Source organism: Nocardia sp. JCM 38205 (assembly GCF_058222935.1).
Window position 1 is genome coordinate 222317 of sequence record NZ_JBYHFL010000001.1, and the last position, 24889, is coordinate 247205.

The 24889-nt window shown below is 68.2% G+C and carries 23 protein-coding genes; 13 read left to right on the plus strand and 10 right to left on the minus strand.

The window, feature by feature from the left end; all coding sequences use genetic code 11:
• Window positions 1-36: 36 nt before the first annotated feature.
• Genes AC4HOU_RS01095 through AC4HOU_RS01105 form a run of 3 tightly spaced genes read right to left on the minus strand, consistent with a single transcriptional unit; the run spans window position 37 to window position 3346 of the window.
• Window positions 37-744 carry a hypothetical protein gene (locus tag AC4HOU_RS01095; RefSeq protein ID WP_194992580.1) on the minus strand — a complete coding sequence of 236 codons (708 nt, stop codon included), beginning with the start codon at window positions 742-744 and terminating at the stop codon, window positions 37-39.
• On the minus strand, window positions 744-1817 hold the full coding sequence (locus tag AC4HOU_RS01100) for an alpha/beta hydrolase fold domain-containing protein (RefSeq protein ID WP_490723998.1): 1074 nt from the start codon (window positions 1815-1817) through the stop codon (window positions 744-746). The genes AC4HOU_RS01095 and AC4HOU_RS01100 overlap by 1 nt, the downstream gene beginning before the upstream one ends.
• A complete protein-coding gene (locus AC4HOU_RS01105; RefSeq protein ID WP_195019382.1) occupies window positions 1814-3346 on the minus strand; it encodes a flavin-containing monooxygenase in 1533 nt (510 codons plus the stop codon). Before AC4HOU_RS01105 ends, AC4HOU_RS01100 begins: the two co-directional genes overlap by 4 nt.
• Window positions 3347-3679: 333 nt before the next feature.
• On the opposite strand from AC4HOU_RS01105, the gene AC4HOU_RS01110 reads away from it, so the two are divergent.
• From AC4HOU_RS01110 to AC4HOU_RS01140, 7 genes are all read left to right on the plus strand, one after another.
• A complete protein-coding gene (locus AC4HOU_RS01110; protein WP_195019383.1) occupies window positions 3680-4777 on the plus strand; it encodes a zinc-binding dehydrogenase in 1098 nt (365 codons plus the stop codon).
• Window positions 4778-4814: 37 nt separating this feature from the next.
• On the plus strand, window positions 4815-6239 hold the full coding sequence (locus AC4HOU_RS01115; RefSeq protein ID WP_195019384.1) for an APC family permease: 1425 nt from the start codon (window positions 4815-4817) through the stop codon (window positions 6237-6239).
• A 45-nt stretch (window positions 6240-6284) separates the two neighbouring features.
• Window positions 6285-7322, plus strand: a complete 1038-nt coding sequence (locus AC4HOU_RS01120; protein ID WP_195019385.1) for a dihydrodipicolinate reductase — start codon at window positions 6285-6287, stop codon at window positions 7320-7322.
• On the plus strand, window positions 7319-8866 hold the full coding sequence (locus tag AC4HOU_RS01125; protein ID WP_195019386.1) for an AMP-binding protein: 1548 nt from the start codon (window positions 7319-7321) through the stop codon (window positions 8864-8866). Before AC4HOU_RS01120 ends, AC4HOU_RS01125 begins: the two co-directional genes overlap by 4 nt.
• Window positions 8867-8914: 48 nt before the next feature.
• A complete protein-coding gene (locus tag AC4HOU_RS01130) occupies window positions 8915-10351 on the plus strand; it encodes a gamma-aminobutyraldehyde dehydrogenase (protein WP_195019387.1) in 1437 nt (478 codons plus the stop codon).
• A gap of 36 nt (window positions 10352-10387) precedes the next feature.
• Complete coding sequence (locus tag AC4HOU_RS01135; protein WP_194989583.1) at window positions 10388-11251, plus strand: phytanoyl-CoA dioxygenase family protein; 864 nt, start codon at window positions 10388-10390, stop codon at window positions 11249-11251.
• Between the two features lie 82 nt (window positions 11252-11333).
• Entirely contained in the window at window positions 11334-12572 is a 1239-nt protein-coding gene (locus AC4HOU_RS01140; protein ID WP_228815081.1) for a PucR family transcriptional regulator, read from the plus strand.
• Window positions 12573-12641: 69 nt separating this feature from the next.
• Here AC4HOU_RS01140 and AC4HOU_RS01145 read toward each other — a convergent pair whose 3' ends face one another.
• Window positions 12642-14006 carry an NAD(P)/FAD-dependent oxidoreductase gene (locus AC4HOU_RS01145; RefSeq protein WP_195019388.1) on the minus strand — a complete coding sequence of 455 codons (1365 nt, stop codon included), beginning with the start codon at window positions 14004-14006 and terminating at the stop codon, window positions 12642-12644.
• 689 nt (window positions 14007-14695) lie between these two features.
• Here AC4HOU_RS01145 and AC4HOU_RS01150 point away from each other — a divergent pair.
• Entirely contained in the window at window positions 14696-15040 is a 345-nt protein-coding gene (locus AC4HOU_RS01150) for an MFS transporter (RefSeq protein ID WP_324197399.1), read from the plus strand.
• A 339-nt stretch (window positions 15041-15379) separates the two neighbouring features.
• On the opposite strand, the gene AC4HOU_RS01155 is transcribed toward AC4HOU_RS01150, so the two are convergent.
• The gene (locus AC4HOU_RS01155; protein WP_163813137.1) at window positions 15380-15727 is read right to left on the minus strand and encodes a DoxX family protein; all 348 of its coding nucleotides are present in this window, start codon (window positions 15725-15727) and stop codon (window positions 15380-15382) included.
• Between the two features lie 132 nt (window positions 15728-15859).
• Here AC4HOU_RS01155 and AC4HOU_RS01160 point away from each other — a divergent pair, with 132 nt between their 5' ends.
• Window positions 15860-16747: a LysR family transcriptional regulator gene (locus tag AC4HOU_RS01160; RefSeq protein ID WP_194989579.1), complete on the plus strand. Its 888-nt coding sequence runs from the start codon at window positions 15860-15862 to the stop codon at window positions 16745-16747.
• A gap of 212 nt (window positions 16748-16959) precedes the next feature.
• On the opposite strand, the gene AC4HOU_RS01165 is transcribed toward AC4HOU_RS01160, so the two are convergent.
• Both AC4HOU_RS01165 and AC4HOU_RS01170 read right to left on the minus strand, forming a co-directional pair.
• Window positions 16960-17277: a hypothetical protein gene (locus tag AC4HOU_RS01165; RefSeq protein WP_163813141.1), complete on the minus strand. Its 318-nt coding sequence runs from the start codon at window positions 17275-17277 to the stop codon at window positions 16960-16962.
• Window positions 17278-17318: 41 nt separating this feature from the next.
• Complete coding sequence (locus AC4HOU_RS01170; RefSeq protein ID WP_490723999.1) at window positions 17319-18008, minus strand: DJ-1/PfpI family protein; 690 nt, start codon at window positions 18006-18008, stop codon at window positions 17319-17321.
• Window positions 18009-18132: 124 nt separating this feature from the next.
• Between AC4HOU_RS01170 and AC4HOU_RS01175 the strand changes: the two genes are divergently transcribed.
• Window positions 18133-19128, plus strand: coding sequence for a GlxA family transcriptional regulator (locus AC4HOU_RS01175; RefSeq protein WP_490724000.1), 996 nt, complete (start codon window positions 18133-18135; stop codon window positions 19126-19128).
• A 75-nt stretch (window positions 19129-19203) separates the two neighbouring features.
• Here AC4HOU_RS01175 and AC4HOU_RS01180 read toward each other — a convergent pair whose 3' ends face one another.
• The 3 genes from AC4HOU_RS01180 to AC4HOU_RS01190 all read right to left on the minus strand — a co-directional run bounded on the left by AC4HOU_RS01180 (window position 19204) and on the right by AC4HOU_RS01190 (window position 21959).
• A complete protein-coding gene (locus AC4HOU_RS01180) occupies window positions 19204-20022 on the minus strand; it encodes a maleylpyruvate isomerase family mycothiol-dependent enzyme (RefSeq protein WP_490724001.1) in 819 nt (272 codons plus the stop codon).
• Window positions 20023-20197: 175 nt separating this feature from the next.
• Window positions 20198-20713, minus strand: coding sequence for a hypothetical protein (locus tag AC4HOU_RS01185; protein WP_490724002.1), 516 nt, complete (start codon window positions 20711-20713; stop codon window positions 20198-20200).
• A gap of 148 nt (window positions 20714-20861) precedes the next feature.
• The gene (locus AC4HOU_RS01190) at window positions 20862-21959 is read right to left on the minus strand and encodes a TetR-type transcription factor C-terminal domain-containing protein (RefSeq protein WP_490724003.1); all 1098 of its coding nucleotides are present in this window, start codon (window positions 21957-21959) and stop codon (window positions 20862-20864) included.
• On the opposite strand from AC4HOU_RS01190, the gene AC4HOU_RS01195 reads away from it, so the two are divergent.
• Genes AC4HOU_RS01195 through AC4HOU_RS01205 form a run of 3 tightly spaced genes read left to right on the plus strand, consistent with a single transcriptional unit; the run spans window position 21895 to window position 24862 of the window.
• Window positions 21895-23103, plus strand: a complete 1209-nt coding sequence (locus AC4HOU_RS01195) for an acyl-CoA dehydrogenase family protein (RefSeq protein WP_194989574.1) — start codon at window positions 21895-21897, stop codon at window positions 23101-23103. The two genes, AC4HOU_RS01190 and AC4HOU_RS01195, sit on opposite strands and share 65 nt — an antisense overlap.
• Window positions 23100-24122 (plus strand): phosphotransferase family protein, encoded by a 1023-nt coding sequence (locus AC4HOU_RS01200; RefSeq protein ID WP_490724004.1) that lies wholly within the window; start codon window positions 23100-23102, stop codon window positions 24120-24122. Before AC4HOU_RS01195 ends, AC4HOU_RS01200 begins: the two co-directional genes overlap by 4 nt.
• Window positions 24119-24862: an SDR family NAD(P)-dependent oxidoreductase gene (locus tag AC4HOU_RS01205; protein WP_490724005.1), complete on the plus strand. Its 744-nt coding sequence runs from the start codon at window positions 24119-24121 to the stop codon at window positions 24860-24862. Before AC4HOU_RS01200 ends, AC4HOU_RS01205 begins: the two co-directional genes overlap by 4 nt.
• The last annotated feature ends 27 nt before the right edge of the window (window positions 24863-24889 follow it).

A 24889-nucleotide genomic window follows, 5' to 3' on the forward strand; every position in this document is an offset into this window, starting at 1 on the left:
CAAAAGCCGGGCAGGCTCGAGGATTTCAGTTCTTGATCACCGAGCGGAGGGCGATGCCGCTTCCAGAGCCGACGTGCGCGCGTCCGCGTGCGCGTTGAGCCGTTCGAGGGCGAGGTAGCCGCGCGAGAAGGTCACGATCATCAGTGCCCAGATCGTCAGTGAGATGATGTAGAACAGCGTGTGCTCCGCGTCGTCGCCGGGGATCGGGAAGTAGTCGTAGATGATGGCCACGTAGGCGCCGAGCGCGGCGCCCACCGCCACCCAGGTCGCGTTACCGCGATCGCCCCCGCGCCACAGCTTCGGCACCAGGTAGACGAACACGAACAGCGCGGCGGCGAGGTTCATCACGAGGTAGAAGATCGCCCAGCTCGGTTCCACCGGCCGGGGCTCGAGGGCACGGTTGAGGCCCACCGCGATACCGGCCACGATGGCGAGGGCCTCCACCACCCAGCTCGGGCGGTATCGGTGCGTCACCGCCATCAGGCCGACGACGAGGATCACCGTCATACCGAACGAGCGGGAGAAGGCGTCGAAGAAGACCATGGCGTGGTAGCTGAGGCTCTCGTGATCCACGTTGATCGCGGCGAGGTACAGCACGTTCACGCCGGACACCGCCATCACGACCCATTCGAGACCGAGGAGGAAGTTGCGGAAGCCGCGGAGCAACCTGATGCCGTAGTAGAACCCGGCCCCGACCATCGCGAGGTCGGCGAGCAGGACGAGAATCATGCGGGTGGTGCTCATCAGGACTCCTCGAGTGCGGTACGGACAGCGTCGGTGACCCGATCGAGCGCAGCGCGGGCCGTGGGGCTGATGCGCGTCATCGAGACATAGCCGTGCACCAGGCCGCTCTCCCGGAAGACACGAACCGGGATGCCTGCCTCCTCGAGTCGCGCGGCGTAGGCGAGCGCCTCGTCCCGGAGGGGATCGAAACCGGCCACGGTGATCAGCGTCGGCGGCGTGCCGGACAGGTCGTCGGCGAGGATCGGTGAAACCCGCGGGTCGAGTGCGTATGTCCGGTCCGGCAGGTACAGGTCCGTCAGCCAGTCGATCTGCTTGGCCGACAGTGCCGCGTTGTCGGCGAACTCCTTGCGCGAGGCGTAGTTTCCCACCGCGTCCACGACCGGGTACATGAGCACCTGCAGGAAGGGCCGGACCTGTTCGCCCGCCACGATGTTGGCCAACACGGCGCACAGGTTGCCGCCTGCGCTGTCGCCGAGCAGCACGATCCGCGCGGGGTTGACCCCCCACTGGGCGCAGTGCTCGACGGCGAACCGCCAGGCGGTGACCGCGTCGTCGACGGGCCCGGGGAACGGCGATTCCGGCGCCAAGCCGTACTCGACCGAGAGCACGTTGACGCCCGCACCGTCGGCGATCAAGCGGACGGGCACGTCGTAGTCCTGCCTGCTGCTCAGGACGAAACCTCCGCCGTGCAGGAACAGGACCAGGGCATTCGAGGGCGCCGCCGGCCGATACATGGTCGCGCGCAGGCCGGTCGGCAGCACGATCTCGGGCTCGACCCGCACGCCCGCTGGTGCCTTGTCGGCGAACACCCGCGAGTCGTTCGCGACCATCGCTCGCGCCTGTTCCGGAGTGCCGTCGCTGAAGTCCGGTGCGCTTGCGGTGGCCTTCAGCAGTAGCGCGATCTCGGGCGCCATCACGTCGCCGTCGGCGTTGACCACCCGCGGCGCGATCCGGCGGAGCAGACCGCCGGGGATGCTGCCGAGCGCGGTGAACGCGGTGCGCTGCAGCCGCTCGGCGACGCTCAGCGCGGCGGGCGCCTGTGCGGGCGCGGCAGCCTGCGCGGTCACGGTCATGACCGTGCTGCTTCCACGACGGTTCGGCCGCTGAGCTCGCGCTCGAGGCGGGAGCTGAACCGGAGGTTCTGATCGATCACGGAGCCGCGATACATCTTCCGGTCATCGAGAAAGACGTTCTCCGTCTTCCAGGGCATGGCGTCGCCCTGGCGCGGCAGATCGTTCTTGGCGCGCTGCATGTAGCCCGAGTTGAGATCGAGCATGGAGCGGGTGCCGACGCCTGCGGGTGCGTGCGGGACGGCGGTGTCGTAGCCGTGGGTGTCCATGTGGCGCAGCAACTCGATGATGCTCTTGCCGAGCAGTCCGATCTTGAGCGTCCAGGACGACTTGGTGTAGCCGATCGCGTTCATCCAGTTCGGCACGCCGGAGAGCATCATGCCGCGGTACACCACGGTGTTGGGCAGGTCGACGGGGCGCCCGTCCACGGTGAGGTCGATGCCGCCGAAGAGGCGCAGGTTCAGCCCGGTCGCGGTGATGATGACGTCGGCGTCCAAGTGCTCGCCGGACTCGAGTTCGATACCGTTGGCGGTGAATCGGCGAATGCGGTCGGTCACCACCGAGGCGCCGCCGTCGCGGATGGCCTGGAAGAAGTCGCCGTCGGGCGCGAGACAGAGGCGCTGCTCCCACGGGTTGTACGGCGGGTTGAAGTGCTTGTCGACGTCGAAGCCTGCGGGCAGCTCCTTGACGTTGACGCTGCGGATGAAGCGGCGGGAGGCGTTCGGGAACCGAGTCAGCAGCTGGACAACGGTCCAGTCGGTGAGGATGTTCTTCCACCGGGTCGCCAGGTAGCCGCCGCGCTCGCCGAGCAGGCGGGTGAGCTTCAGACTCAGGGAGTCCACCCGCGGCAGCGTCAGGATGTAGGTCGGCGTGCGCTGCAGCATCGTGACGTGCGCGGCCGCGCCGTCGCCCTTGAGCATGGACGGGATCAGCGTGATCGCGGTGGCGCCGCTGCCGATCACCACGACCTTCTTACCGGAGTAGTCGTAGCCCTCGGGCCAGTGCTGCGGGTGGATGATGTCGCCGGTGAAGTCTTCACGGCCAGGGAACTCCGGGGTGAAGCCCTTCTCGTAGTCGTAGTAGCCGGTGGCGCCGAACACCCAGCCAGCCTTGACGACATCCCGGCGCACGGTGCCGTCGGTCTCTGTCACGTCGACGTTGAGCAGCCACTCGGCGTCATCGCTCGACCATGCGGCCGAGACCACCTTGTGCCGGTAGCGGATGCGATCGGCGAGGCCGTACTCGTCGACGGTTTCCGCGAGGTAGTCGAGGATCAGCGGGGCGTCGGCTATCGCGTTCTCGTCCTTCCAGCTCTTGAACTCGTACGCGAAGGTGTGCAGGTCCGAATCGGAGCGAATGCCGGGGTACTTGAACAGATCCCACGTGCCGCCGATGGAATCTCGCCCCTCGAGGAGCACCACCTTCTTGTTCGGGAACTCCCGAGTGATGTACGTCGCGGCGCCGATACCCGAGATTCCTCCGCCGATGATGACGACGTCGAAGTACTCCGGGCCGGGTGCTGTATTGCTCATCCCCTCGCTACCTTCCTGTGCCGAGCGCGTCGTGAGGTATTCAGATTGCCGGTCTCCGTGTGGCGCACACCACAACGAATCTCAGCGTCTTGTGGGGCCCGGTGGTGGAAATCTCACCCCTCCCGGCCCGCGGCGGACGAGGACTGGTGCGAGGAGTGCAATTCGCACCGCATCGCCGCACAAGTGGTTGAGACATGCTGTGGCCGATCCGCGTACCGAGCCGTCACAGTGAGATCCACGCCACACCGCTTCAGCAGTTGAGCCGCCGGCCCATGACGGAACGGATTGTGCGCGTTCCAACCAATCACCGTGCCCCGCAAAAGGAGTCGAGTCATGCGCGCCGCATTGTTCACCGACGAGGACACCCCCGTCGAGATCACCGACATCGACCTCGCAGCGCCCTTGCGCAACGAGGTCCGCGTCGAGATCGCGGCGGCGGGCGTGTGTCACTCGGAACTGCACCTCGTCCGAGGTGAGTGGCCGGTCCCCGCGCCCCTGGTGCCGGGTCACGAGGGCTCGGGTGTGATCACCGAGGTCGGCCCAGATGTCACGCATCTGGCAGTGGGCGACCACGTCGTGCTGTCGTGGAACCCGTACTGCGGTGAATGTCGCGAATGCCGCGCCGGGCGGGAGACCCGGTGCCATCAGGTCGCGACGGTCATCAACACCACCGGCAGCCTGCTCGACGGCACCAGCCGGCTCAGCCGCGGTGGGCAGCGCGTCAACCATTACCTCGGAGTGTCTTCGTGGGCCGAGGAGGTCGTCGTCCCCGCGACCGGCGCGATCAAGGTCCGCGACGACGCACCGCTGGAATCCATCGCGCTGGTGGGGTGCGCCGCCGCCACCGGCGTCGGCGCTGTCGTCAACACGGCCAAGGTGACGGCCGGATCCACCGTCGCGGTGATCGGCTGCGGCGGAGTCGGACTCAACATCGTTCAGGGCGCCCGCCTGCAGGGTGCGGAGCGGATCATCGCCGTCGATCGCTCCCCCGAACGAGCCGCGCTCGCGAAGACCTTCGGCGCCACCGACGCGATCGGCCTCGACGGTGCGGACGCGGTCGACGCGTTGCGCGACCTGATGCCCGACGGGGTGGACTTCGCCTTCGACGCGATCGGGCATGTGACCACCACCGAGGCCGCCATCCGCGCACTCGCCCTCGGCGGTGCCGCCGTCGTCGTCGGACTGCCGGCCGCGGGCGCCACGGCCTCCTTCGAACCGCTCGCGCTCGCCGAGATGGACGCGCGGATCCTCGGTTCCAACTACGGCAGCATCCGGCCGCAGTTCGACATCCCGAAGCTCGTCGACCTGTACATGACCGGCGAACTGCTCCTCGACGAGCTGATCACCGCCCGCAGGCCGCTCGACGAGGCGGCGCAGGCGCTGGCGGATCTCGCCAGCGGTGCCCAGCTGCGCCAGCTGCTGATCCCCTGACCCCGGCAGCGCGGCGAATCATCGCATGAAGGAAGACATGACCATCAGCACCAACGAGAGCGCTGTGTCCGAGCATCCGGCCCGCCTGCACGGCAAGCTCGGCGTTGTCTCGATCTCGCTCATCATCATCGCGGGCGCGGCCCCGCTCTGCGTCGTCGGCGGGCCGATGGCGCTCGGGCTCGCGCTGGGCAACGGTGCAGGCCTGCCGACCGCGTACCTCGCGACGCTCGCCGTGCTCCTGCTCTTCGTCATCGGATTCACCACCATGACGCCCTTCGTCCGATCCGCGGGAGCCTTCTACTCCTACGTGCACGCGGGGCTCGGCCGGATGGCCGGGATCGGCACCGGCTACCTGGCCATGCTGTCCTACACGTGCATCTACATCGGCCTGTACGTGCTGCTCGGGATCGGCACCGACGCCATGGTGACCACGTACGGCGGACCCTCGATGCCGTGGTGGGTGTGGGCCGCGGCCGGGCTGGCGATCATCGCCTTCCTCGGGCACCGCAACGTCGAGGTGTCGGGGAAGGTGCTCGGCGTCCTGCTGGCCGCGGAGGTCGGCCTCGTCGTCGTGCTGAACGCCGCGATCCTCCTGCGCGGCGGCGGCCCGGAGGGACTGTCCGACGGCGTCGTCTCCCTCTCGGACGCCTTCAGCGGCGCGCCCGGCGTGGCCCTGATCTTCGCCGTCCTCAGCTTCATCGGCATCGAGGCCGCCGCCGTGTTCCGCGACGAGGCGAAGGACCCCGTGCGCACCGTGCGCCGGGCGACCGTCGTCTCCGTGACCGTCGTCGGCCTTTTCTACGCGGTCACCTCGTGGGCGGTGATCAGCGGAATCGGGGACAGTCAGGTCGTCGCGGCCGCCACCGCCGATCCCGAGGGGCTGCTGTCGTCGGTCGCGCTGCAGTACCTCGGCCGGGTCGGCGCGGACCTGATCGTGCCCCTGTTCATCACCAGCACTTTCGCCGCGGCTCTGACCTGGCACAACATCCTGTCCCGATACACCCTGTCGCTGTCGTCGCGTGACCTGCTCCCGCGCCGCCTGGCAGCGGTTCACCCGGAACACAATTCACCGCACCGGGGTTCGCTCGCCGTGACGGCGGCGGTGGTCGTGGTCGTGGCCCTCGCCGTCGCGATCGGCCTCGATCCGATGAGTCAGCTCTACACCTGGACCTCAGGGCTCGGCTCGGTCGGATACGTGATCCTGCTGGTGCTGACGTGTTCGGCCGTGCTGGCCTTCTTCCGCCGCGAGTCCCACGACACCTCGGTCTTCCGGACCCTGGTCGCACCTGTGCTCGGCCTCGGCGGACTGCTCGTGATCCTGGCGGCGATGCTGCTCAATCTCGATCTCCTCGCGGGGGCCGAGCAGAGCGTCTCCGTCGCCATCATCGTCGCGCTCCTCGGCTCCCTCGCCCTCGGACCCGTCGTCGGGCGACTCCGACCGACTGCGGGAACCCAGGAATAGCCCCTCGCCGACGCCGGCAACCATTCTCCCTGAAGGACAAGACCTTTGACTCACACAATCGTCGTGGTCGGCCTCGGCGCCACCGGGCTAGCCATGGCCGAATCCCTGCTGCGGCGCACCGACGTGCGGATCGTCGGCGCGGCCGACCGGAATCCCGCCGTCGTCGGCACCGACCTCGGAACCCTCGCCGGCCTCGGCGCGAGCGGGGTCACCGTCATCGACGAACCCTCCCGCCTGCCCGCGGCCGATCTGGCCATCGTGGCAACGACCTCGGACCTGAGCCTGGTCGTGGACACTCTCGTGCCGTTGCTCGAACGGTCCTACAACGTGATGAGCATCTGCGAGGAATTGTCCTACCCGTGGTCCAGCCATCCCGATATCGCACGCCGCTTGGATGAGACCGCGAAGGCCAACGGCGTCACCGTTGTCGGGACGGGCGCGAACCCCGGCGTCCTGATGGACACACTCCCGCTGCTGCTGACGACACTGACCCAGCGTGTCGAGCGGGTCGTCATCCGCCGCCGGACGAACATGTCGCGCTACGGCGCGATCCTGTCGAAGTTCGGCCTCGGGCTCACGCCGGCGCGGTTCGACGGTGCGCGGGCCCGCGGAGCGGTGGTCGGCCACTACGGCTTCGAGCAGGCCATCAGCGCACTCGCCGCCGGGCTCGGCTGGTCGCTCGACGCGATCGTCGTCGACCGGGTCTCCCCCGCGATCATCAGCGAGACCGTCCGGACCGGCGACCACGTGGTCATCGAGCCGGGTGAGATCGCCGCCGTCACCCACGCCGCGCGCGGCACGCTGGGCGGTCGAACGGTGATCGACCTCGAGATCATGTTCGGCTTCTTCGACGGCAGCGACCCGGTGCGGACGGGCGACGACTACCGCATCGAGGGTTCCGACCAGCTGATCGAGCTGTCCTCACCCGTCGGGTTCGAATCGTTCGTGAGCACGATCGCGGCAGCGGCGAACGTCGCGACCGCGGTCGTCGACGCTCCCCCCGGATTGCTCTCCATGGGCGACCTCCCGGTCGCCCGGATCGCGTCGAAGGGCACCCACCTGGCCGAGGCGGGATCGCTGTGACACACGCGTTCTCCGCGCTGACTCCGGTGCGTTTCCTCGACCGCGCAGCATCGGTCCACGGCGAGCGGACCGCTGTCGTCGACGGCCCGCGCACGCTCACCTACCGCGAGCTGCACGAACGCTGTCGCAGGCTCGCCGGCGCTCTCGTCGGCCGCGGCGTCCATCCGGGCGATCGCGTCGCGGTGCTCTCGCACAACAGTCTCGAAATGCTCGAAGCCCACTACGGGGTCCCCTATGCCGCGGGCGTCCTGGTGCCGCTGAACGCCCGGCTCAGCGCGACGGAGATCGCCTTCATCCTCGACCACAGTGGGGCGCGGGTCCTGATCGCGACCGATCCGTTGACCCCGCTCGCGCTCGAGGCCGTCGCGCTGACCCCGGGTCCGATGACGGTGATCGCCGGTGGTGCGGAATACGAAGCGATCGTGTCCTCCGGTGCGCCGGTGGACATCTCGTCGCACGATGAGCTCGCACCGATCGCCATCAACTACACCTCCGGGACCACCGGGAAGCCCAAGGGCGTGGTGTACACCCACCGCGGCGCCTACCTGCAGTCCGTGGCGATGGCCTTCCACTCGGGCATGGACCTCAACTCGGTCTACCTGTGGACGCTGCCCATGTTCCACTGCAACGGGTGGTGCTTCACGTGGGCGGTGACCGCAGCGGGAGCGACCCACATCTGCCTGCCCAAGGTCGAAGCGGACGCGATCTGGGCGGCGATCGGCGATGCCGGGGTCACTCACCTGTGCGCTGCGCCGACCGTCATCTCGACCATCACCTCGGCCCCGCCGACGACGATCTCGCCCCGCAGAGTATGGGTCGCCACCGGCGGCGCCCCACCCGCACCCGCACTGCTGGCGCGGGCCCGCAGCTGCGGCCTGGACGTCACGCACCTGTACGGCATGACCGAGACCTACGGGCCCGCAGTGATCAACGAGTGGGACCGCGCGTGGGACGCGGCGCCGGAGGCCGAACGCGATCGGCTCAACGCACGCCAGGGCGTCGGCAACATCATCACCGGCGGTGTCCGCGTGGTGGACGAGGCCGGCGGTGACGTACCCGCCGACGCGACGACGATCGGCGAGATCGTGCTGCGGGGGAACAACGTCACCGCCGAGTACTACCGTGACCCGGCGGCCACCGCGGCGGCGGTATCCGACGGATGGTTCCGGACCGGAGATCTCGCCGTCCGGCATTCCGACGGATATATCGAGATCCGCGATCGCGCGAAGGACCTCATCATCTCCGGCGGGGAGAACATCAGCTCCATCGAGATCGAGCGCGCGATCCTCGAGCATCCCGCGGTCCTCGAGGCCGCGGTGGTCGGTGTTCCCCACGAGCACTGGGGCGAGCGCCCCGCGGCGTTCGTCTCCCTCCGCCCGGGCGCGGAGCTCAGCAGCGGCGAGCTGCGCGCCCACCTGCTCGATCGCCTGGCGAAGTTCAAGGTCCCCGACCGGATCGAGTTCGCGACGCTCCCCAAGACCGCCACGGGAAAGATCCAGAAATTCCAGCTCGAACAACAGCTGATCGCTGACCCGCCGGACTGAGTTCCACCGGCCACCTCACCCCACCGCATCCGACAACAGGAGATCACCATGCTCGACCCCAGTGCCTACAGCGCGAACAACCTCATCAACGGCGAACTCGTCGCCGCCGAATCCGGACGGCTGCTCGATGTCCTGGAACCCGCGACCGGCGAGGTCCTTGCCCGGGTTCCCGCCAGCGGAAAGGAGGACATCGACGCGGCCGTGACCGCGGCCACGCAGGCATTCCGCTCGTTCCGGCGCACCACCCCGGGCGAGCGGGCGGAGATGCTGCTGACCCTGGCGGCCAAGATCGAGGAACACGCCGAGCACATCGCGGTGCTGGAGTCGCGCAACGTCGGCAAACCGCTCCCGGTCGCCCGCGACGAGGTGCCCTTCGCGGTGGACAACCTGCGATTCTTCGCGGGTGCGGCGCGGACGATGGAGGGCCGCGCCGGCGGTGAGTACCTGCGCGGCTACGAGTCCTACATCCGGCGCGAGCCGATCGGCGTCGTCGCGGGCATCGCCCCCTGGAACTACCCGCTGCTCATGGCGACCTGGAAGATCGGTCCGGCCCTGGCGGCGGGGAACTGCAGCATCCTCAAGCCGTCCCGCCAGACCCCGCTGACCGCCCTCTATATCGCCGCGCTCGCGCAGGACGTCTTCCCGGCCGGTGCGTTCAACGTGCTGTCGGGGTCGGCGGCCGACATCGGCGACCACCTGGTCGCCGATCGCCGCATCGGCCTGGTCTCGCTGACCGGCGACACCAGCACCGGGCGGCACATCGCCGAAGTGGCCGCGGCCCACGTCGCGCAGACGCACCTCGAGCTGGGCGGCAAGGCGCCGGTCATCGTCCTCGACGATGCCGATCTCGACGCGGTCGTCGCGGGCATCGCCACCGCGGGTTTCGCCAACAGCGGCCAGGACTGCACCGCGGCGTGCCGGGTGATCGCCACCCCTGGGATCTACGACCGGCTGCTCGAGGCGCTGGTGCCCGCGGTCCAGGCGATCCGGGTCGGCGATCCCCAGGCCGGCGACGACATCGACATGGGTCCGCTCATCTCGGCCGCGCACCGGCAGTCCATCCTCGACGTCCTCGCCAAGACCGACGGCACCATACTGACCGGCGGCAAGGCACTGCCCGGCAACGGCTTCTTCCTCGAGCCCACGGTGGTGGCGAACCCGAGCCAGGCAGACGTGCTCGTGCAGACCGAGCAGTTCGGACCCGTCGTCACCGTGCAGCGGGCCGACGATATCGACCAGGCCTTCGAGTGGGCCAACGACGTGGAGTTCGGCCTGGCGTCGTCGATCTGGACGCAGAACCTCAGCCACGCGGCACGCGCGGCTCGCGATCTCGACTTCGGCTGCGTCTGGGTGAACGACCACATGCCCGTCCTCTCGGAGATGCCCCACGGCGGGTTCAAACAGTCCGGATACGGCAAGGACATGTCGATCTACGCACTCGAGGAGTACACCCGCATCAAGCACGTGATGACCAAGACGAACTGATCCGCTCACATCCTCACCAGGAGAAGGGAACACACCATGACATCAGTCGATGCGACTCTCCAGCGAGTCGGCAACACGACCGGCATCACCGAGATCCGAGAGATCGTCGATCGCGACGGCGGCGTCATCATCGAGGGCCTGCTCACCGCCGACCAGGTCGCGCGGTTCAACGCCCAGATCGAGGAACCCCTGGCCGCGCTCACCCCCGGCGGGAAGCACGAGCTGGAGATCGTCAACGAGTTCCACGGCGCCAACACCAAACGCCTGACCAACCTCGTCACGCACAGCCAGGTGTTCCGGGAGGAGGTGATCGACCACGACCTGGTGCACGCATTGTGCGAGGCGACCTTCCTCGAGGAGTCCGGCACGTTCTGGATGACCACCGCCCAGGTCATCGAGATCGGCCCCGGCAACCGCGCCCAGATGCTCCACCGCGACCTGGAGAACTGGTTCCCGTTCGTCGGGATGGGTCCCGCCGGCCCGGAGGTGACCGTCAACTTCCTCATCGCACTGACCGACTTCACCGAGGAGAACGGCGCCACCCGCGTCATCCCCGGCAGCAATCACTGGCCGGACTTCCAGGACCGCGGCACCCCGGATCAGACCGTCCCGGCCACGATGAAGGCCGGCGACGCACTGTTCTTCAGTGGCAAGACCGCCCACGGCGGCGGTGCCAATATCACGACCGACCAGTACCGCCGCGGGCTCGCGTTCGCCTTCAACCCCGGCTACCTGGTCGGCGAGGAGGCGTATCCCTTCCTCGTGGACCGGGACATCGTGAAGACCCTGCCCGAGCGCGTGCAGCGCATCCTCGGCTTCCGGTCCCAGTACCCACTGGGGTCGCCCGGCCTCTGGCAGGTCGATTACCGCGAGCTCGGCGAGTACCTGGGTCTCGACTGACTCGTGCGGTCCGCGCGCGCCGCCCGATCGCCGGGGCGGCGGCGCATACTCGTTGTCACGGCGAGCGATGGAGGTTGATGGAATGACCGTGACATCCGACGAGCTGTGGCCCGAGCCCTCCGACCGGGTGCGCGAACTCTTCCGCGACGTCGCCGAGACCATGCTCACCAGGCACACCGAGATCCTGGCCGACATGGAGGAGGCGACGCTCCGGGACCCCCGTTACCTGGCGATCGCACAGGACCCCGTGCTGGCCGAGTCCAGCGACCGCGTCGGCGTCTTCGCCCTCAAGAAGTGGCTCACGTCGAACATCGCCGCACCCGGCGCGCGGGTCCCGCCACCGGACAGCGAGGAGACGCGTACCTACGCGCGCAACGTCGTTCTCCGCGGCCTCACCACCGACGAGGTCACCTCGTGGCGGGCCGGACAGTACGTCGTGTGGCGGTGGTGGCTCGCCGAATGCTTCAGGGTAGCCCGCGATCTCGACGAGCTCGAGTCGCTCGTCGCGGTCTCGGCCTGCTCGCTGACCACCGCCGTCGACGACGCCATCGCGGCACTCGCACAGCAGGTCGACGATGTCCGCGAAGAGTTCGCCGGCGGCGCGCAACTGCAGCGCTACGCCACCGTCGAACTGCTGCTGCAGGGTGCCGACATCGCGCCGGCACGGGCCGAGGCCCAGCTGGGATACGCGCTGACCGGCTCGCACATCGGCGCTGTGGTGTGGACGGATTCGGAGCGCGACGCGCACGCGCTGGAAGCCGTGAGCGAGCAGTTGATGCGGGCCTGCGGCGCGGCGAGCCGACTCACCGTGGTGGCCGGGACCGCTGCGCAGTGGCTGTGGATTCCGGCGAAAACAGTGCCGCCCGCCGCGGATCTCGAGGAGATGCTCAGTCGGCACCCCCGTGCTCGCGTGGCGCTCGGCCGCGCGGCATCGGGTATCAACGGATTCCGGCGAACTCACCTGGATGCCGCGGCGGCGCAACGCCTTCTGTCACGGCTCCGCTCGAACCTGGCCGTGATCCGTTACGAGGACGTCCAGATGATCGACCTGATGTCGGCCGATGTCAGCCAGCTCGATCAGTTCGTCACCGATGTCCTCGGCGACTTCGAGGCCGCGAGCCCGGTCCTGCATCAGACCGTACTCACCTACGTCGAGGAAGGCCTCAACCGGTCGAGTACCGCGGATCGGCTGTTCACCCACCGCAACACGATCGACCGGCGGCTCGCCCGCGTCGACGAACTCCTCCCCCGACCCTTCGCCGACCGGCCGACCGAAGTCGCGACGGCGTTGACGGTCCTGCGGATCCGCGGCACGGGCTGACCGGCGCCCGCTGGCGACGGCAGGGTCGCCCCCGCTCCAGCTGCCTGAGCCAGCGGAGGCGACCTCACCTCAGCGCTTCGCACGTCCTCGGCGACGCAGCTGCCGCCGCGCCAGCGCCTTGCTGCCGCTGAAGAAATCGTTCATCCGGTCCACGCTCCAGACGAGCCGCAGCACCAACGGGTTCATGACCACGTCCATCGATGCCGGGTACTTCGAGACGTCCGACCAGATGCCTGCGAGATCCTCCGGCATCTCGTCGTCGACGATGTAGTCGGCCAGCATCTTGCCCACATACGGAACCTGACAGAGGCCGTGGCCATTACAGGCCATCGAGTAGTAGACGTTGTTGCCCACCTGGCCCGCGACCGACAGCCAGTCCGCGCTGATGCCGATCCAACCGCCCCAGGCCTGCGCGATGGATACGTCGGCCAGCGTCGGGAACCGGACGGCCAGGTCGGCCGCCATGTCCTTCACGAGGCTCGGGGACGGAACCCGATCCGGCAGCGGGTAGCCCGCGCCGCGCTCCGGCCTGCGGACCCCACAGACGATGGTGTTGCGCTCGGTGAGCCGGTAGTGGGTCATGACCTGATGCTGGGTGATGATGCCCGACCGGCTGGTCCACTCCAGCTCGGCGAGCCGCTCGGGCGCGATGGGTTCGGTCTCGATCTCGATGACGTACAGCGGCACCGAGAGATTCTTGGGCGTGATATCCCATTCGCCGGCGTAGGCGCTGGTCGCCAGCACCACCTTGTTCGCCCGCACCGTGCCGTTCGGGGTGGCGAGTTCGACGATGCCGCCCGTCCTGCGCACATCGCTCACCGGGGTCCGCTCGTAGAGCCTGACCGGCGAGTCGAGCACGGCGCGCCGTACACCGCGGGCGAGTTTGCCCGGGTTCAGCATGCCGCCGATGCTCTCTCGCATGCCGCCCACGAAGCCGGTCGGCAGGCCGAGCTGTTCACGGTTGCCGACGGTCCCCTTCCCGCCGACGGCGCGCAGAATCGCCGCCTGTGTGCGGACGCGGAGCATCATGATGGGAGAGACCGCACCCCACACCAGACCGTTCGGCACATAGTCGCAGTCGATGTCGTGGGTCTTCATGAGATCTTCCACGTAGTGGCCCGCGTGCTCCGCCAGCTTGGCCATCACCGACAGCTTGCTGCTGGAGAACAGGCCGAGCATTCGCAGGTCCCCACCCGGCGCCCCGGCGATCTGACCGCCGTTGCGTGAGGCCGAGCCGTAACCGCAGAACTCGGCCTCCAGCAGGACGACGTCCTGGCCGCGCTCGGCGAGGCGCAGGGCGGTGGCCATGCCGCCCATGCCGCCGCCGACGACGGCGATGTCGCAGGTGAGGTCACCGTCCAAGGCGGGTCGCACATCGTCCGGGCGATCGATCCAGCCGGTGAAATTGCTGTACCTGGTGGCGTCGGTTCTCATGCTCTTCGATCTCCCTCGAATCGTGGGTATGACGGTGCGGTAGAAGCCGCGCTGAGATCACGTAATCGGGACCGTTGCCGGTGCACTATCTCTTCCTCCACTATCGCCATCCCTTCATCGGGTCACCATGGTGAGACGTGGCAGATTGGCGAGGATCGCGGTGCGAATTGCACACACCGCCCGCTACTATCGGCTGGTCGAGGCCTACCGCGCCGACGCGGCCGCGGTCACCGCGCTGTCGCGCTGGCTCAACGGACAGATCCAGCCCTTCGCCGCAGCGGGCGACGACGCATGGCCTACGTGCCGGAGACGAAGATCCGCACCCTGCTCGGGCAAAGCGGCGACGGCGCGACCTCAGTCGCGCGGGAACGGCTCGCACTCGACTCGGTGCTCACCGGTCTGATCGAGGTCGACTTCGGTCTGAGCGAGACGGGCGCGTCCGATCGAGACCGCCGGCGACCTGACCCAGCTCGTCGCCGACCTGCGCACCCTCGCCGCCGGTCCGACCCGAACCCTGCTCACCCAGCTGAGCAACAAACTCAACGGTGCCCGGCCAGTACGAACGATCAAGAATCGCTCCGCCAGGGCTTGGGGCTGCCGAAACACCCTGCTGCCGAGAGGAATTGACATGTCGACCACCACAACGGTGACCGTCGGCGCTCGGCTCGCCCAACCCGAGCAATGTCGCGCTGGCGACGGCGGGCCTGGCGATCGGCATGCTGCTCTCGGTGCTCGACCAGACGATCGTCAGCATCGCCCTGCCCGATATCGGTGCCGGCGCGTTGTTCGCCGTCCCGACGATCGCCCTCGCGGAACTGTTCCCGGTCGAGCTCCGCGGGCGAGTACAAGGCGCGGTGGGCGCCATCTTCGCCATCGCCGCCGTCGGCGGCCCGCTGCTGGGCGGCTTGATCACCGACACCGTCGGTTGGTGCTGGATCGTCTACATCAACGTGCCGCTGGGCGCGCTCGCAGCGGTTCTCGTTGCGCTAGTGCTTCGGCTGCCGCGTCCTGAGCACCGGGCCGGCTCGATGTGATCGGCTCGACCCTGCTGGTCGGCACGGTGGTGGGCGTTCTGCTGATCGGGCAGATGCAATCCCGTCCACCCTGCTCTGGGTTCTGCCACTGGCAGGGGTACTGGTGCTACTGGCCATGGCTCTGCCGAACCCTGGTGGGCCCCTTCGACCCGGGAGCTGACGCCATGAGCGCCCGATAGGGTCGAGCACATCGTGTTCGGAAGGGGGCCGGCGGGCTTCGAACCGCCAGGACCGGTCAGCCCGGTTCGCAGTCGCTGTCTGCGGCCGGAAGTCTTCCCTCGGCGAGGTGGGCGCCTGTGGGCGACCCGCCGCCGGCGGTGGCGAACTAGCATCCGGCATCTACTCGGCCAGCTGAAGCGCCAGCGTCGCCGCAGCCGGTGCGAGGTACAGCAGTGGAAACACCGTGGTCTTGTAGGAGTGCGCCCGCACCGTGGTAGCCGCTGCTCCGAGGAAGTACAGGATCAGGCCCACCGCGGCAACGACACCGATCGCGGGAATGAACAGTCCCAGAATCAGTCCGAGGGCGCCTGCGGATTTGGCCAGGGCCAGCCAGGGCCACCATGACCGCGGGACTCCATATTGCTCGAGTGGCTCGATGACGAACTGCCGTTGCGTGAACAGCGAGAACCCCGAGAAACCGATCCACAGTCCGGCGACGACAGCGACGATGTGGTAGGCGTTGCTCATCGAAATCTATTCCATCCTTTGCGATGCTCGCGCAGATTGCGCTAGTGGTCAGTGTCGTTGGCGTGCGTGCTTCGAAAAAGAGGAGTTCGCTGACGAGACTGTTAACCTGCAGCTTCACAATGTGGAGGACCGGTGGAGTTACGGGATATCGAGATCTTTCTGACGTTGGCGCAAGAGCTGCACTTCGGCCGCGCAGCCGAACGGCTGCACGTCAGCCCGGCTCGGGTGAGTCAGGCCATCAAGCAGCAGGAGCGGCGCATCGGTACAGCGCTGTTCGAACGCACCACGCGCAAGGTCCGCCTCACTCCCGCCGGGCAGCAGCTCTATCGGGAGCTCCACGCCGGATACCGGACGATCATGCGCGGCATCGAGACAGCGTCGGCGACCGCAAGGAACTCCGGCGCGACCCTGACACTGGGCACCATGGGACCGCAGGCCTGGATGGTCGACAAGCTTGTCGAGCTGTTCCGGTCCCGCTTCCCGGACGTACTCATCGACCACCGCGATATCAACCCGGTTTCTCCGTTCACCCTGCTCCGCTCGGGCGAGATCGACATGGCGCATCTGTGGTTGCCCGTCCACGAACCGGACCTCACCGTCGGACCTGCCACCCACACCTCGGCGATCCTGCTGATGCTGGCCGCAACCCACCCTTACGCCGACCGAACATCGGTCCGGTTGGAGGACTATGGCGATCTCACCTTCGTCAACCCGACCTCGCCGGTCCCCGCGTCGATGGAAGCCGCGTTTCAGCCATTCCGGACCCCTTCCGGTCGCCCGGTCCCACGCGGTCCGGAGGTCTCGAGCTGGGACGACCAGGTCAAGGCGGTCGCCTCCGGCCAAGCCGCCCTCGCGGTTCCAGCCGAGGCTGCCCGCTTCTACGCGTGGCCCAACCTCGTGTACGTACCGGTGCTCGACGCCCCGCCTGTTCGATGGGCCTTCGCATGGCAGACCTCGGAGGAAACGCCACTGATTCGCGCGTTCGCTCAAACCGTCCGCGAGCACGCGACGCTCACCTGATCCCAGCCGACGCGCGCTGTACGGGCACACCAACAGGCACCGAAACGAGGACCAGCGGTGCCGCAGTCATCCTCCTGCGTGCCCTGGTAAGTGTGTCGGCGGGCGCAGCTGCCCAGGAAGCTCTCTGCCACACGGTGATGCCTCGTTCACAAGCCGGTTCACACCGTCGTCGCGTGCGGCGATCAGCTCTGTGACCGAGGTGATCGGTCCAGTTACGGATCTATCCGGCGCCCGGTGACCGTCGAGCGTGGTAGCCGGCCTGCTCGGGAATGACCCGACATGGTGGCGCCTGTGATGACGACGTCGAAGTCCAGGTTGAGTCGCATCGGCTTGGTCACTCGCTGCGACCAGGTGACGCGGTGGCCGTTGGCTGTCGCGGTGGTGCGGATATCGGACAGCGGCACTGTTTCCTTCGAACTGGAAGCGGTCCCTGCGTAACCGCCTGCGGTCGCTGCGAAGTGGTATCGAACGTGCAGTGTTCCCACAGGGGTTTTCAGGTCGAGGTCCCAGGTTCCGGGCAGGCTGCTCATGGGGCTCACAATCGTTTACGGTCGATGGGTGGGGTGCTCGTTCATCTGAATGCGGGCAGTTCCCGGTGTACCTGCCAGATGGTGCCTCGGCGCTCGTATTCGAAGAGGTCTTCGACCGCTCGGGCGACCGAGGGACCGAACTCGCGATCGAGTAAATACAGTGCCACGTCCAGACCGGAGGTAACCCCGCCACCGGACACCAGGTCGCCATCGTCGACCACCCGCGCGCGCACTGGAGTGACTCCGGTGGCTTCGAGCACGTCGATACCCAGATGGTGGGTGGTGGCGTGGCGGCCCTCCAGCAGACCTGCCATCGCCAGCCCGAGCGAGCCACCGCACACGGTCCAGACCTGCATATGCGGATCGGCCAGTGCCTGGCCGATCAGTGGGATAGCCGCGCTGTCGGCGAACCTGGCCAACAGCACCGGGATCGTTTCATCGCCTGCGTCCGGGTCGCCATCGACCGGGCCGGATGCGCCCGGCACGATGAAGTAGCCGCGACGGCGGGGGTCGAGGGCCGACGTCGCGGTCAGCGTGAGTCCACGGGTGCCGGACACGACCGGGCCGGGCCCGTCCGCGCAGACGAGTTCGACATCGAAAGCTCCTCCGAGCACGTCACTTCCCGCGGCGAGCACCTCGAACGGCGCGATCACATCGAGTGGGTCGAAACCGTCGAAGAGCACGATCTGAGCGATAGGGGGCCCTGCGGCCTCATCGGATTCGTGATTCATCAACCGCAATTCTGGTTTCGCCGGTTATCCGCGACCAGTGGCAGCAGTGCCACATTCCGACTGGATCTGGCCACCTCGAACGCGGCGCACGGGCGGTACAGTCGCCCCTGGCAGACTCCTGCCAATGCACACTGTCGCGGTCATCGCCGTCCCTGATGTGATCGCGTTCGATCTCGCCACACCGGTCGAGGTTTTCGGCCGCGCCCGCCTGCGGAACGGCCGCCCGGCCTACCGGGTAGTCGTATGTAGCGACCGGGCAACCGTCACCGCGGGCTCGTTCCGCATCGCGGCCGATTCGGGCCTCGACGTGCTCGATCGAGCAGACACCATCATCGTTCCGGGCCGCAACGACATCTCGGTGGCCACACCGCCGCCGGTCCTCGACGCCCTGCGGGCAGCGGCGCGGGCCGGAACCCGAATCGCCTCGATCTGCGTCGGCGCTCTGACGCTGGCCGAAGCGGGGTTACTCGACGGACGTCGCGCGACCACACACTGGGCGGCCGCCGACCTGCTGGCCGAACGCTACCCGGCGGTCGAGGTGGACCCGCAGGTGCTGTTTGTCGACACCGGTGACATCCTCACCTCGGCCGGCGCAGCGGCCGGGCTCGACCTCTGCCTGCATATCGTCCGACGAGACCACGGCGCCGCGGTGGCCGCGGATACCTCGCGCGTAGCCGTCGCCCCCTTGCACCGCGCCGGGGGACAAGCGCAGTTCATCGTCCGCAACCGCCCGGCAGGGCTCGCGTCATCCCTCGACGAGGTGCTGACGTGGATCGAGGAGAACGCCCACGACAACAGTTTGTCGCTGACCGCTATCGCAGCCGCCGCGCACACCAGTGTGCGGACGCTGAACCGGCACTTCCGCGCCGTCACCCGGCAAAGCCCGATGGAATGGGTGGCGGGAGTCCGTGTGCGCCATGCGCAAGGACTCCTCGAAACCACCGACCATCCCATCGATCGCATCGCCGTCCAGGTGGGATTCACCAGCCCCAGCACCTTCCGCACTCACTTCCGCCGGCTGGCCGGGGTCACCCCACGCCAGTACCGCAGCACCTTCGCACGGCAACGAGCGCCCGAGCACGGCCTACATCGGCTCGAGGCCGAGACAACCGCGCGATAAGCGACATATGCGGATATCGTGCGGCACCGCCGAGGCGCGACGCGGGCGGCAGACTGTCGGTGCCGAGACTTCGATTCAGGCGACGACGGCCAGCAATGTCGTTGCCGCGTCGGTCAGTTCGGGGTCGCCGTCGAGATCGGCACGTCGTCGTGCGTCGTCGACTGTGATCCCGCGGGTGGCCAGCCGCCAGACCGTGTCCTGATTCATTCGCACGGACGCGGCGGGCGCTGTGCTCGGCGTAACAGTGAGTTTCCAGTTCGCGCCGTCGGACACGGCCGTCCAGCAGCCCCCTGCCGGACCGGTGATCTCGAATCGTACTGCGGTTCCGGACTGGCGAGTGCGTTCCCGCAGGGCGGTCGGCAGTGCGTGCAGGAACGTGACGAGCACCGGATGCATCATCGATACCTCGTCCGCACCCGGGCGGGATACCGCGTCCCGGATCTGCTGCTGATGGACCCAGAATTCGGTGTGTTCACGTGCGATGTCGAGCCAGGCCGGGCTGTCACCTGAACCTGCCCAGGAGACGTCGAGGGCGGCGGGTCCCTCGAGATCGGTTGCCGCCCACAGACGATCCAGCTGCGGGCCCAGATGGTCCAGCAGGTCGATCATCAGCTGCGGGCTACATTGACGCATCGCGCGAACGAACTCATCGTTGACCCGTGCCAGATAGGCAGGCAAGGTTTCGTCGTCCTCGAAGATGGCGCCCGCGTGACCATCGCGACCGCCGGAGATCCGCCGCAGATAGTCGTTGAGGATGTGCGCCGTCACGTCATGAACCGTCCAGCCGGGGCAGATGGTCGGCTTCGCCCAGTCGGCCGCGTCCAGCGACCGCAGCAGCTCCAGCAACATCTGCCGTTCCAGCGGAAACAGCGGCCGGGTATCGAGTGGGATCACTGGTTCAGTGAACCGATCATGCCGTCGTCTCGCCAGCGAATTTTGATCTGGCCGCTGCCTGTCGCCGGCGGCGATGTCGTCCAGGCACGGCAGTTGTTGTGGTCGAGGCGGAGCAGCGGGGAGCGCGCGTAGGCTTCTCCGAACCGCCCACGAGCCGCTCGAGGGCGCGGCTGGATCAGTGGTCGTGTGCTGCGTGACTCGTGGCGAGTTGAGTTCTGCATGCGTTCTGTATCGCACGCTCGAGTTGCTGTTCCGTTCGGCCCCAGCCCCCTACCCACTCGTCTTCGAGATGGACTATTCGGCCGAGCGGAAGTGCGATGACGCTGTCGGCATAGTCGGACCGGGCGACGATCTCGCACACCTTGGCGAGTACCCATCTCTCGGTTGCTCGGTTGTCGGCGTGCATGCGGGCGAGTGTGGTAAACGCGACGTGGGCCGCGGCTGCGTTCGAGTCCGGGATGGCTGCGCCGCAGTAGGTCAGCGCCGCGGGCAGAATGTCGCGGACCTCGTGAGGATCCGCGCCACTCAACCCGGCCAACACCCGCAGCGTTTCACCGTCGTAGCCCTGCGTCAGCCAATGCGCTGCCCAGAGTGGGATTCGTTCGGACGGGAGAGTATCGAGCGCTACCCACGCGGCGACCGACTCCGGCGTCGGGATCTCACCGGAGTCGGGTGCGGGCCAGTCGTGCATGCCGGCCATGATGCCCGATCGCATCCGAGGGCACACGGCTTGGCGGCCTCGGCGGCCAGATTGTCGAATACGGCCCGAAAGAGTGCGCCAGGGCCGAGGCGAAGTGCGCTCTGTCGGCACGAACCCGTAGCACGTTCCGCGCCATCGCCTACCGGAGGCGCAGCATGCGAAGCGCGAAGTCCGCGTACTCGGCGGCGATCTGTTCCGGGGCGGCCGGGCCGTCGAGCCGAAACCACTGCGGCAACGCGGTACACATCGTCGCGATCGCCCTGCCCGCCACCCGAGCATCCTCCGCGGGCAGGTTCGCCTCGGCGAGTGCGGCACCGATATCGGCGTCGAGAAGGTATTGAAGCTCGTTGCGGGAGGCGGTGATCCGCTGCCGATCGACAGGGTTCAGGCTGCGCATCTCGCTGGCGCCGATGAAGGCGAGTTCGCGGCGGTGGGTATGGAACAGCGCCAGGGATTCGACGACGCGCGTCAGCCGTTCGAGACCGGTGGTGGCGTCACGACGGGCGGCGCGGACCCGTCGATGCAGTTCATCCATGGTCAGGTCGAGGGCGCGGACCAGTAGATCCTGCTTGTCCCGGTAGTGGTGGTAGACGCCGGGCACGCTCATGCCCGCGCGGTCCGCGATCGAGCGCATGGTGGCCCCGTGGTAGCCGGTGTCGACGAACGAGTCGATCGCGGCGGCGAGCACAGGATCGATGGCCAGCGGGGGGAACTCGCGCCACGAGCTGAACATGCTGTCGCCGGCGTCCTGGTCGGCCTCGACGTCGATGCCGGCAACCGCATCGGACCGGTATCGGCAGGACTCGCTGGTTCGGCTCGTCGGCCCGCCGACGATCAGCCAGGAAGCCGTCGTACCGAGCTCGGTGGCAAGAGCCATCAGGCGGGCGACCGATGCGCCGGTCTTGCCGTTCTCGATCGCGCTCAGTGTCGCCGGGCTGACACCGATGCGCCGTGCGGTGTCGCGCAGCGACAAGCCCGCCGCGGTCCGCGCCTGACGTACCCGCGCCCCGATCTCTTGCTGATTGACACCCAAATCCGGCATGTGTTCAGGATAGCTGAACAGCAACGGCCGACGAAAATCCGTCTTTGACAGGAAAGATCCGACTGTGCCACCCTCGTGGCAGCCCCACCGCCGAACGAACGTTCGGCCCGTGATGTCGAGGAGTTGAGCCGTGGCGATCGATCTGTCCCCTCCGCCCGAGGTGCGTGATCTGGCCGACCGCACCCGCGCGTTCATCCGTGAGCGCGTGCTGCCGGTCGAGGATGCGCACGACGGTGACATCGCCGCGGGTGGTGGTGAGCGGTTGCGTCTCGAATTGCAGCGGGCCGCCCGGGATGCGGGTATTTTCGCCCCGCACGCGCCGGTCGAATACGGCGGCCACGGGCTCGGCATGTGCGACCGCGCCCCGGTGTTCGAAGAGGCCGGCTACTCGTTGTTCGGCCCGACGGCGCTCAATATCGCCGCGCCGGACGAGGGCAACGTGCATATGCTCGCCCACATCGCCGATCCCGACCAGAAGCAGCGTTTTCTCGCCCCGCTCGCCCGTGGTGAGGTGCGTTCGGCGTTCGCGATGACCGAACCGGCACCGGGCGCGGGATCGGACCCGTCCGCGCTGACCACCCGAGCGGTCCGTGCCGCGGGCGGCTGGCGGATCACTGGGCACAAGTGGTTCATCACAGGTGCCGACGGAGCCGACTTCTTCATCATCATGGCCCGCACCTCCGGTGAGCCCGGCGACCGCGGCGGCGCGACGATGTTCCTCGCCCCCGCCGACACCGCCGGTCTGCGCGTCGGTCGTCATCTCGACACGCTCGACAAATCGATGATCGGCGGTCACTGCGAGGTGTTCTTCGACGATCTCCTCGTCCCGGATTCGGCGGTACTCGGGGAGGTGGACCGGGGCTTCGACTACGCCCAGGTCCGGCTCGGCCCCGCCCGCATGACACACGTGATGCGTTGGCTCGGTGCCGCACGCCGCGGCCATGATGTGGCCGTGGCCCACGTCGCCGAACGACACGGCTTCGGCTCGCGCCTCGGCGATCTCGGCATGGTCCAGCAGATGATCGCCGACAACGAAATCGACATCGCCGCCACCCGCGCCCTGCTGACCCGCGCCTGCTGGGAACTCGACCGTGGCGAACCCGCCGGCGACGCGACCTCGATCGCGAAAACCTTCGCCGCCGAGGCGATCTTCCGCATCGTCGATCGCAGCATGCAGATGTGCGGCGGTCTCGGCGTGGCCGCCGACCTGCCGTTGGCGCGCCTCGCGCGCGAGGTGCGCCCGTTTCGGATCTACGACGGGCCCTCCGAAGTGCACCGGTGGGCCATCGCCAAGCGCGCGGTGCGCGCCGCCAGGCGGGCCGGGCGGGAGTCGGCATGACGCTGCCCGGTATGGATGTCGCCGCGCTGGCCCGCTTTCTCCGCGAGCAGGGAGTGGAGGTGCGGGGCGAACTCCGCGTCGAGCTGATCAGTGGTGGCCGATCGAATCTGACGTTCACCGCCGCCGATGACGTGTCGCGCTGGGTGGTGCGCCGCCCGCCCGTCGCCGGGCTCACCCCGTCGGCGCATGACATGGCGCGCGAGTACACCGTCACCAGTGTGTTGCAGGGCACGGCGGTGCCCGTGGCCGCGACGATTGCATTCGACGCCGCCGGTGCGACGCTCGGCGCGCCGATGACCGTTGTCGAATTCGTCGACGGAACGGTGGTCCGCGATCACGACGACCTCGCCGCGTTCACCGATCAGCAGGTCGACGCGAGCGCGGACGCACTGGTCCGGGTGCTCGCCGATCTGCATGCCGTCGAACCCGCCGCCGTCGGCCTCGCCGAGTTCGGCCGCCCGGACGGCTTCCTCACCCGCCAGGTGAAACTGTGGGCGTCGCAATGGGATCGGGTGAAGACCCGCGAACTGCCCGACGTGGCGACCTTGCACGCCGCCCTCACGGACGCGGTGCCGACCCGGTCGACGGCCGCGATCGTGCACGGCGACTTCCGTATCGACAACACCATCCTCGACACCGACGACCCGGCACGGGTGCGCGCGGTGGTCGATTGGGAGCTGTCCACGATCGGTGACCCCCTCACCGATGTCGCGCTGATGTGTGTCTACCGATCACCGGCCTTCGACCTGGTCCTCGGCTCCGCGGCGGCCTGGACCAGCGACCGGCTACCCACGCCCGACGCGCTCGCCCAGGCCTATGCCACAGCCTCCGGCCACGACCTCGACGACTGGGGTTTCTACCTCGCCCTGGCCAACTTCAAACTCGGCATCATCGGCGAGGGCATCACCCACCGCGCCCGCCTCGGCTCCGATTCCGGCGCGGCCGCCGAACGCGCGGCCGACGCGACGCCGGAATTCATGGCCGCCGGCCTGCGTGCACTGAAGGGAGCACGAACGTGAGCAGTTCCACCACCGCGCTGATCAGCGGTGCGTCCCGCGGAATCGGCCTCGGCATCGCGAACCGGCTGGCCCAGCAAGGCTTTTCCCTCACCATCACCGCCCGCGACGCCGACCGCCTCGACTCGGTGGCCGCGCAGCTGCGCGCCGCGGGCGCACCCGAGGTCGTCACCGTCGCCGCGGACATGTCCGACGAGGACGGGATCGCTCGCGTGCTCGATGCGCACACGGACCGGTTCGCCACCATGTCGGCGCTGATCCTCAACGCCGGAGTCGGCACCGGTGGCTCGCTGGCCGAGTCCTCGATGCGTCGCTACGACAAGACCTTCGCCGTGAACGTCCGCGCCCCACTGCAACTCGTCCAAGGCGCCCTGCCGCTGCTGCGCGCGAGCGCCGCCGCCCACCCGGCCCGTGGCGCGAAGGTGATCGCCCTCGCCTCGATCACCGGGGTGTACGCCGAGGCGGGCCTGTCAGTCTACGGCGCCGCCAAAGCAGCCCTCATTTCGCTGCTCACCACCCTCAACACCGAAGAATCGGGCAATGGCGTCACCGCCACGGCGATCGCCCCCGGCTACGTCGACACCGAGATGAGCGCCTGGATCCACGACCGCATTCCACCCGAGCACATGCTCGCGGTCGACGACGTGGTCGAGATGGTCGACTCCCTGCTGCGGTTGTCCGCCCGTGCCGTGGTCCCGACGATCGTCATGTCCCGGGCCGGCACCGACGGCTACCGCGCCTGATCGCCTCGGCATCGTGCACCGCGCCAA

Coding starts and splice junctions, on each gene's coding strand:
- AC4HOU_RS01100 (WP_490723998.1), bottom strand. CDS start 1,817: ATGACCGTGACCGCGCAGGCTGCCGCGCCCGCACAGGCGCCCGCCGCG.
- AC4HOU_RS01200 (WP_490724004.1), top strand. CDS start 23,100: ATGACGCTGCCCGGTATGGATGTCGCCGCGCTGGCCCGCTTTCTCCGC.
- AC4HOU_RS01190 (WP_490724003.1), bottom strand. CDS start 21,959: ATGAACGCGCGGGTGCGGTCGGCCAGATCACGCACCTCGGGCGGAGGG.
- AC4HOU_RS01170 (WP_490723999.1), bottom strand. CDS start 18,008: ATGAATCACGAATCCGATGAGGCCGCAGGGCCCCCTATCGCTCAGATC.
- AC4HOU_RS01135 (WP_194989583.1), top strand. CDS start 10,388: ATGACATCAGTCGATGCGACTCTCCAGCGAGTCGGCAACACGACCGGC.
- AC4HOU_RS01115 (WP_195019384.1), top strand. CDS start 4,815: ATGACCATCAGCACCAACGAGAGCGCTGTGTCCGAGCATCCGGCCCGC.
- AC4HOU_RS01185 (WP_490724002.1), bottom strand. CDS start 20,713: ATGCACGACTGGCCCGCACCCGACTCCGGTGAGATCCCGACGCCGGAG.
- AC4HOU_RS01095 (WP_194992580.1), bottom strand. CDS start 744: ATGAGCACCACCCGCATGATTCTCGTCCTGCTCGCCGACCTCGCGATG.
- AC4HOU_RS01140 (WP_228815081.1), top strand. CDS start 11,334: ATGACCGTGACATCCGACGAGCTGTGGCCCGAGCCCTCCGACCGGGTG.
- AC4HOU_RS01165 (WP_163813141.1), bottom strand. CDS start 17,277: ATGAGCAGCCTGCCCGGAACCTGGGACCTCGACCTGAAAACCCCTGTG.
- AC4HOU_RS01155 (WP_163813137.1), bottom strand. CDS start 15,727: ATGAGCAACGCCTACCACATCGTCGCTGTCGTCGCCGGACTGTGGATC.
- AC4HOU_RS01110 (WP_195019383.1), top strand. CDS start 3,680: ATGCGCGCCGCATTGTTCACCGACGAGGACACCCCCGTCGAGATCACC.
- AC4HOU_RS01145 (WP_195019388.1), bottom strand. CDS start 14,006: ATGAGAACCGACGCCACCAGGTACAGCAATTTCACCGGCTGGATCGAT.
- AC4HOU_RS01105 (WP_195019382.1), bottom strand. CDS start 3,346: ATGAGCAATACAGCACCCGGCCCGGAGTACTTCGACGTCGTCATCATC.
- AC4HOU_RS01130 (WP_195019387.1), top strand. CDS start 8,915: ATGCTCGACCCCAGTGCCTACAGCGCGAACAACCTCATCAACGGCGAA.
- AC4HOU_RS01175 (WP_490724000.1), top strand. CDS start 18,133: ATGCACACTGTCGCGGTCATCGCCGTCCCTGATGTGATCGCGTTCGAT.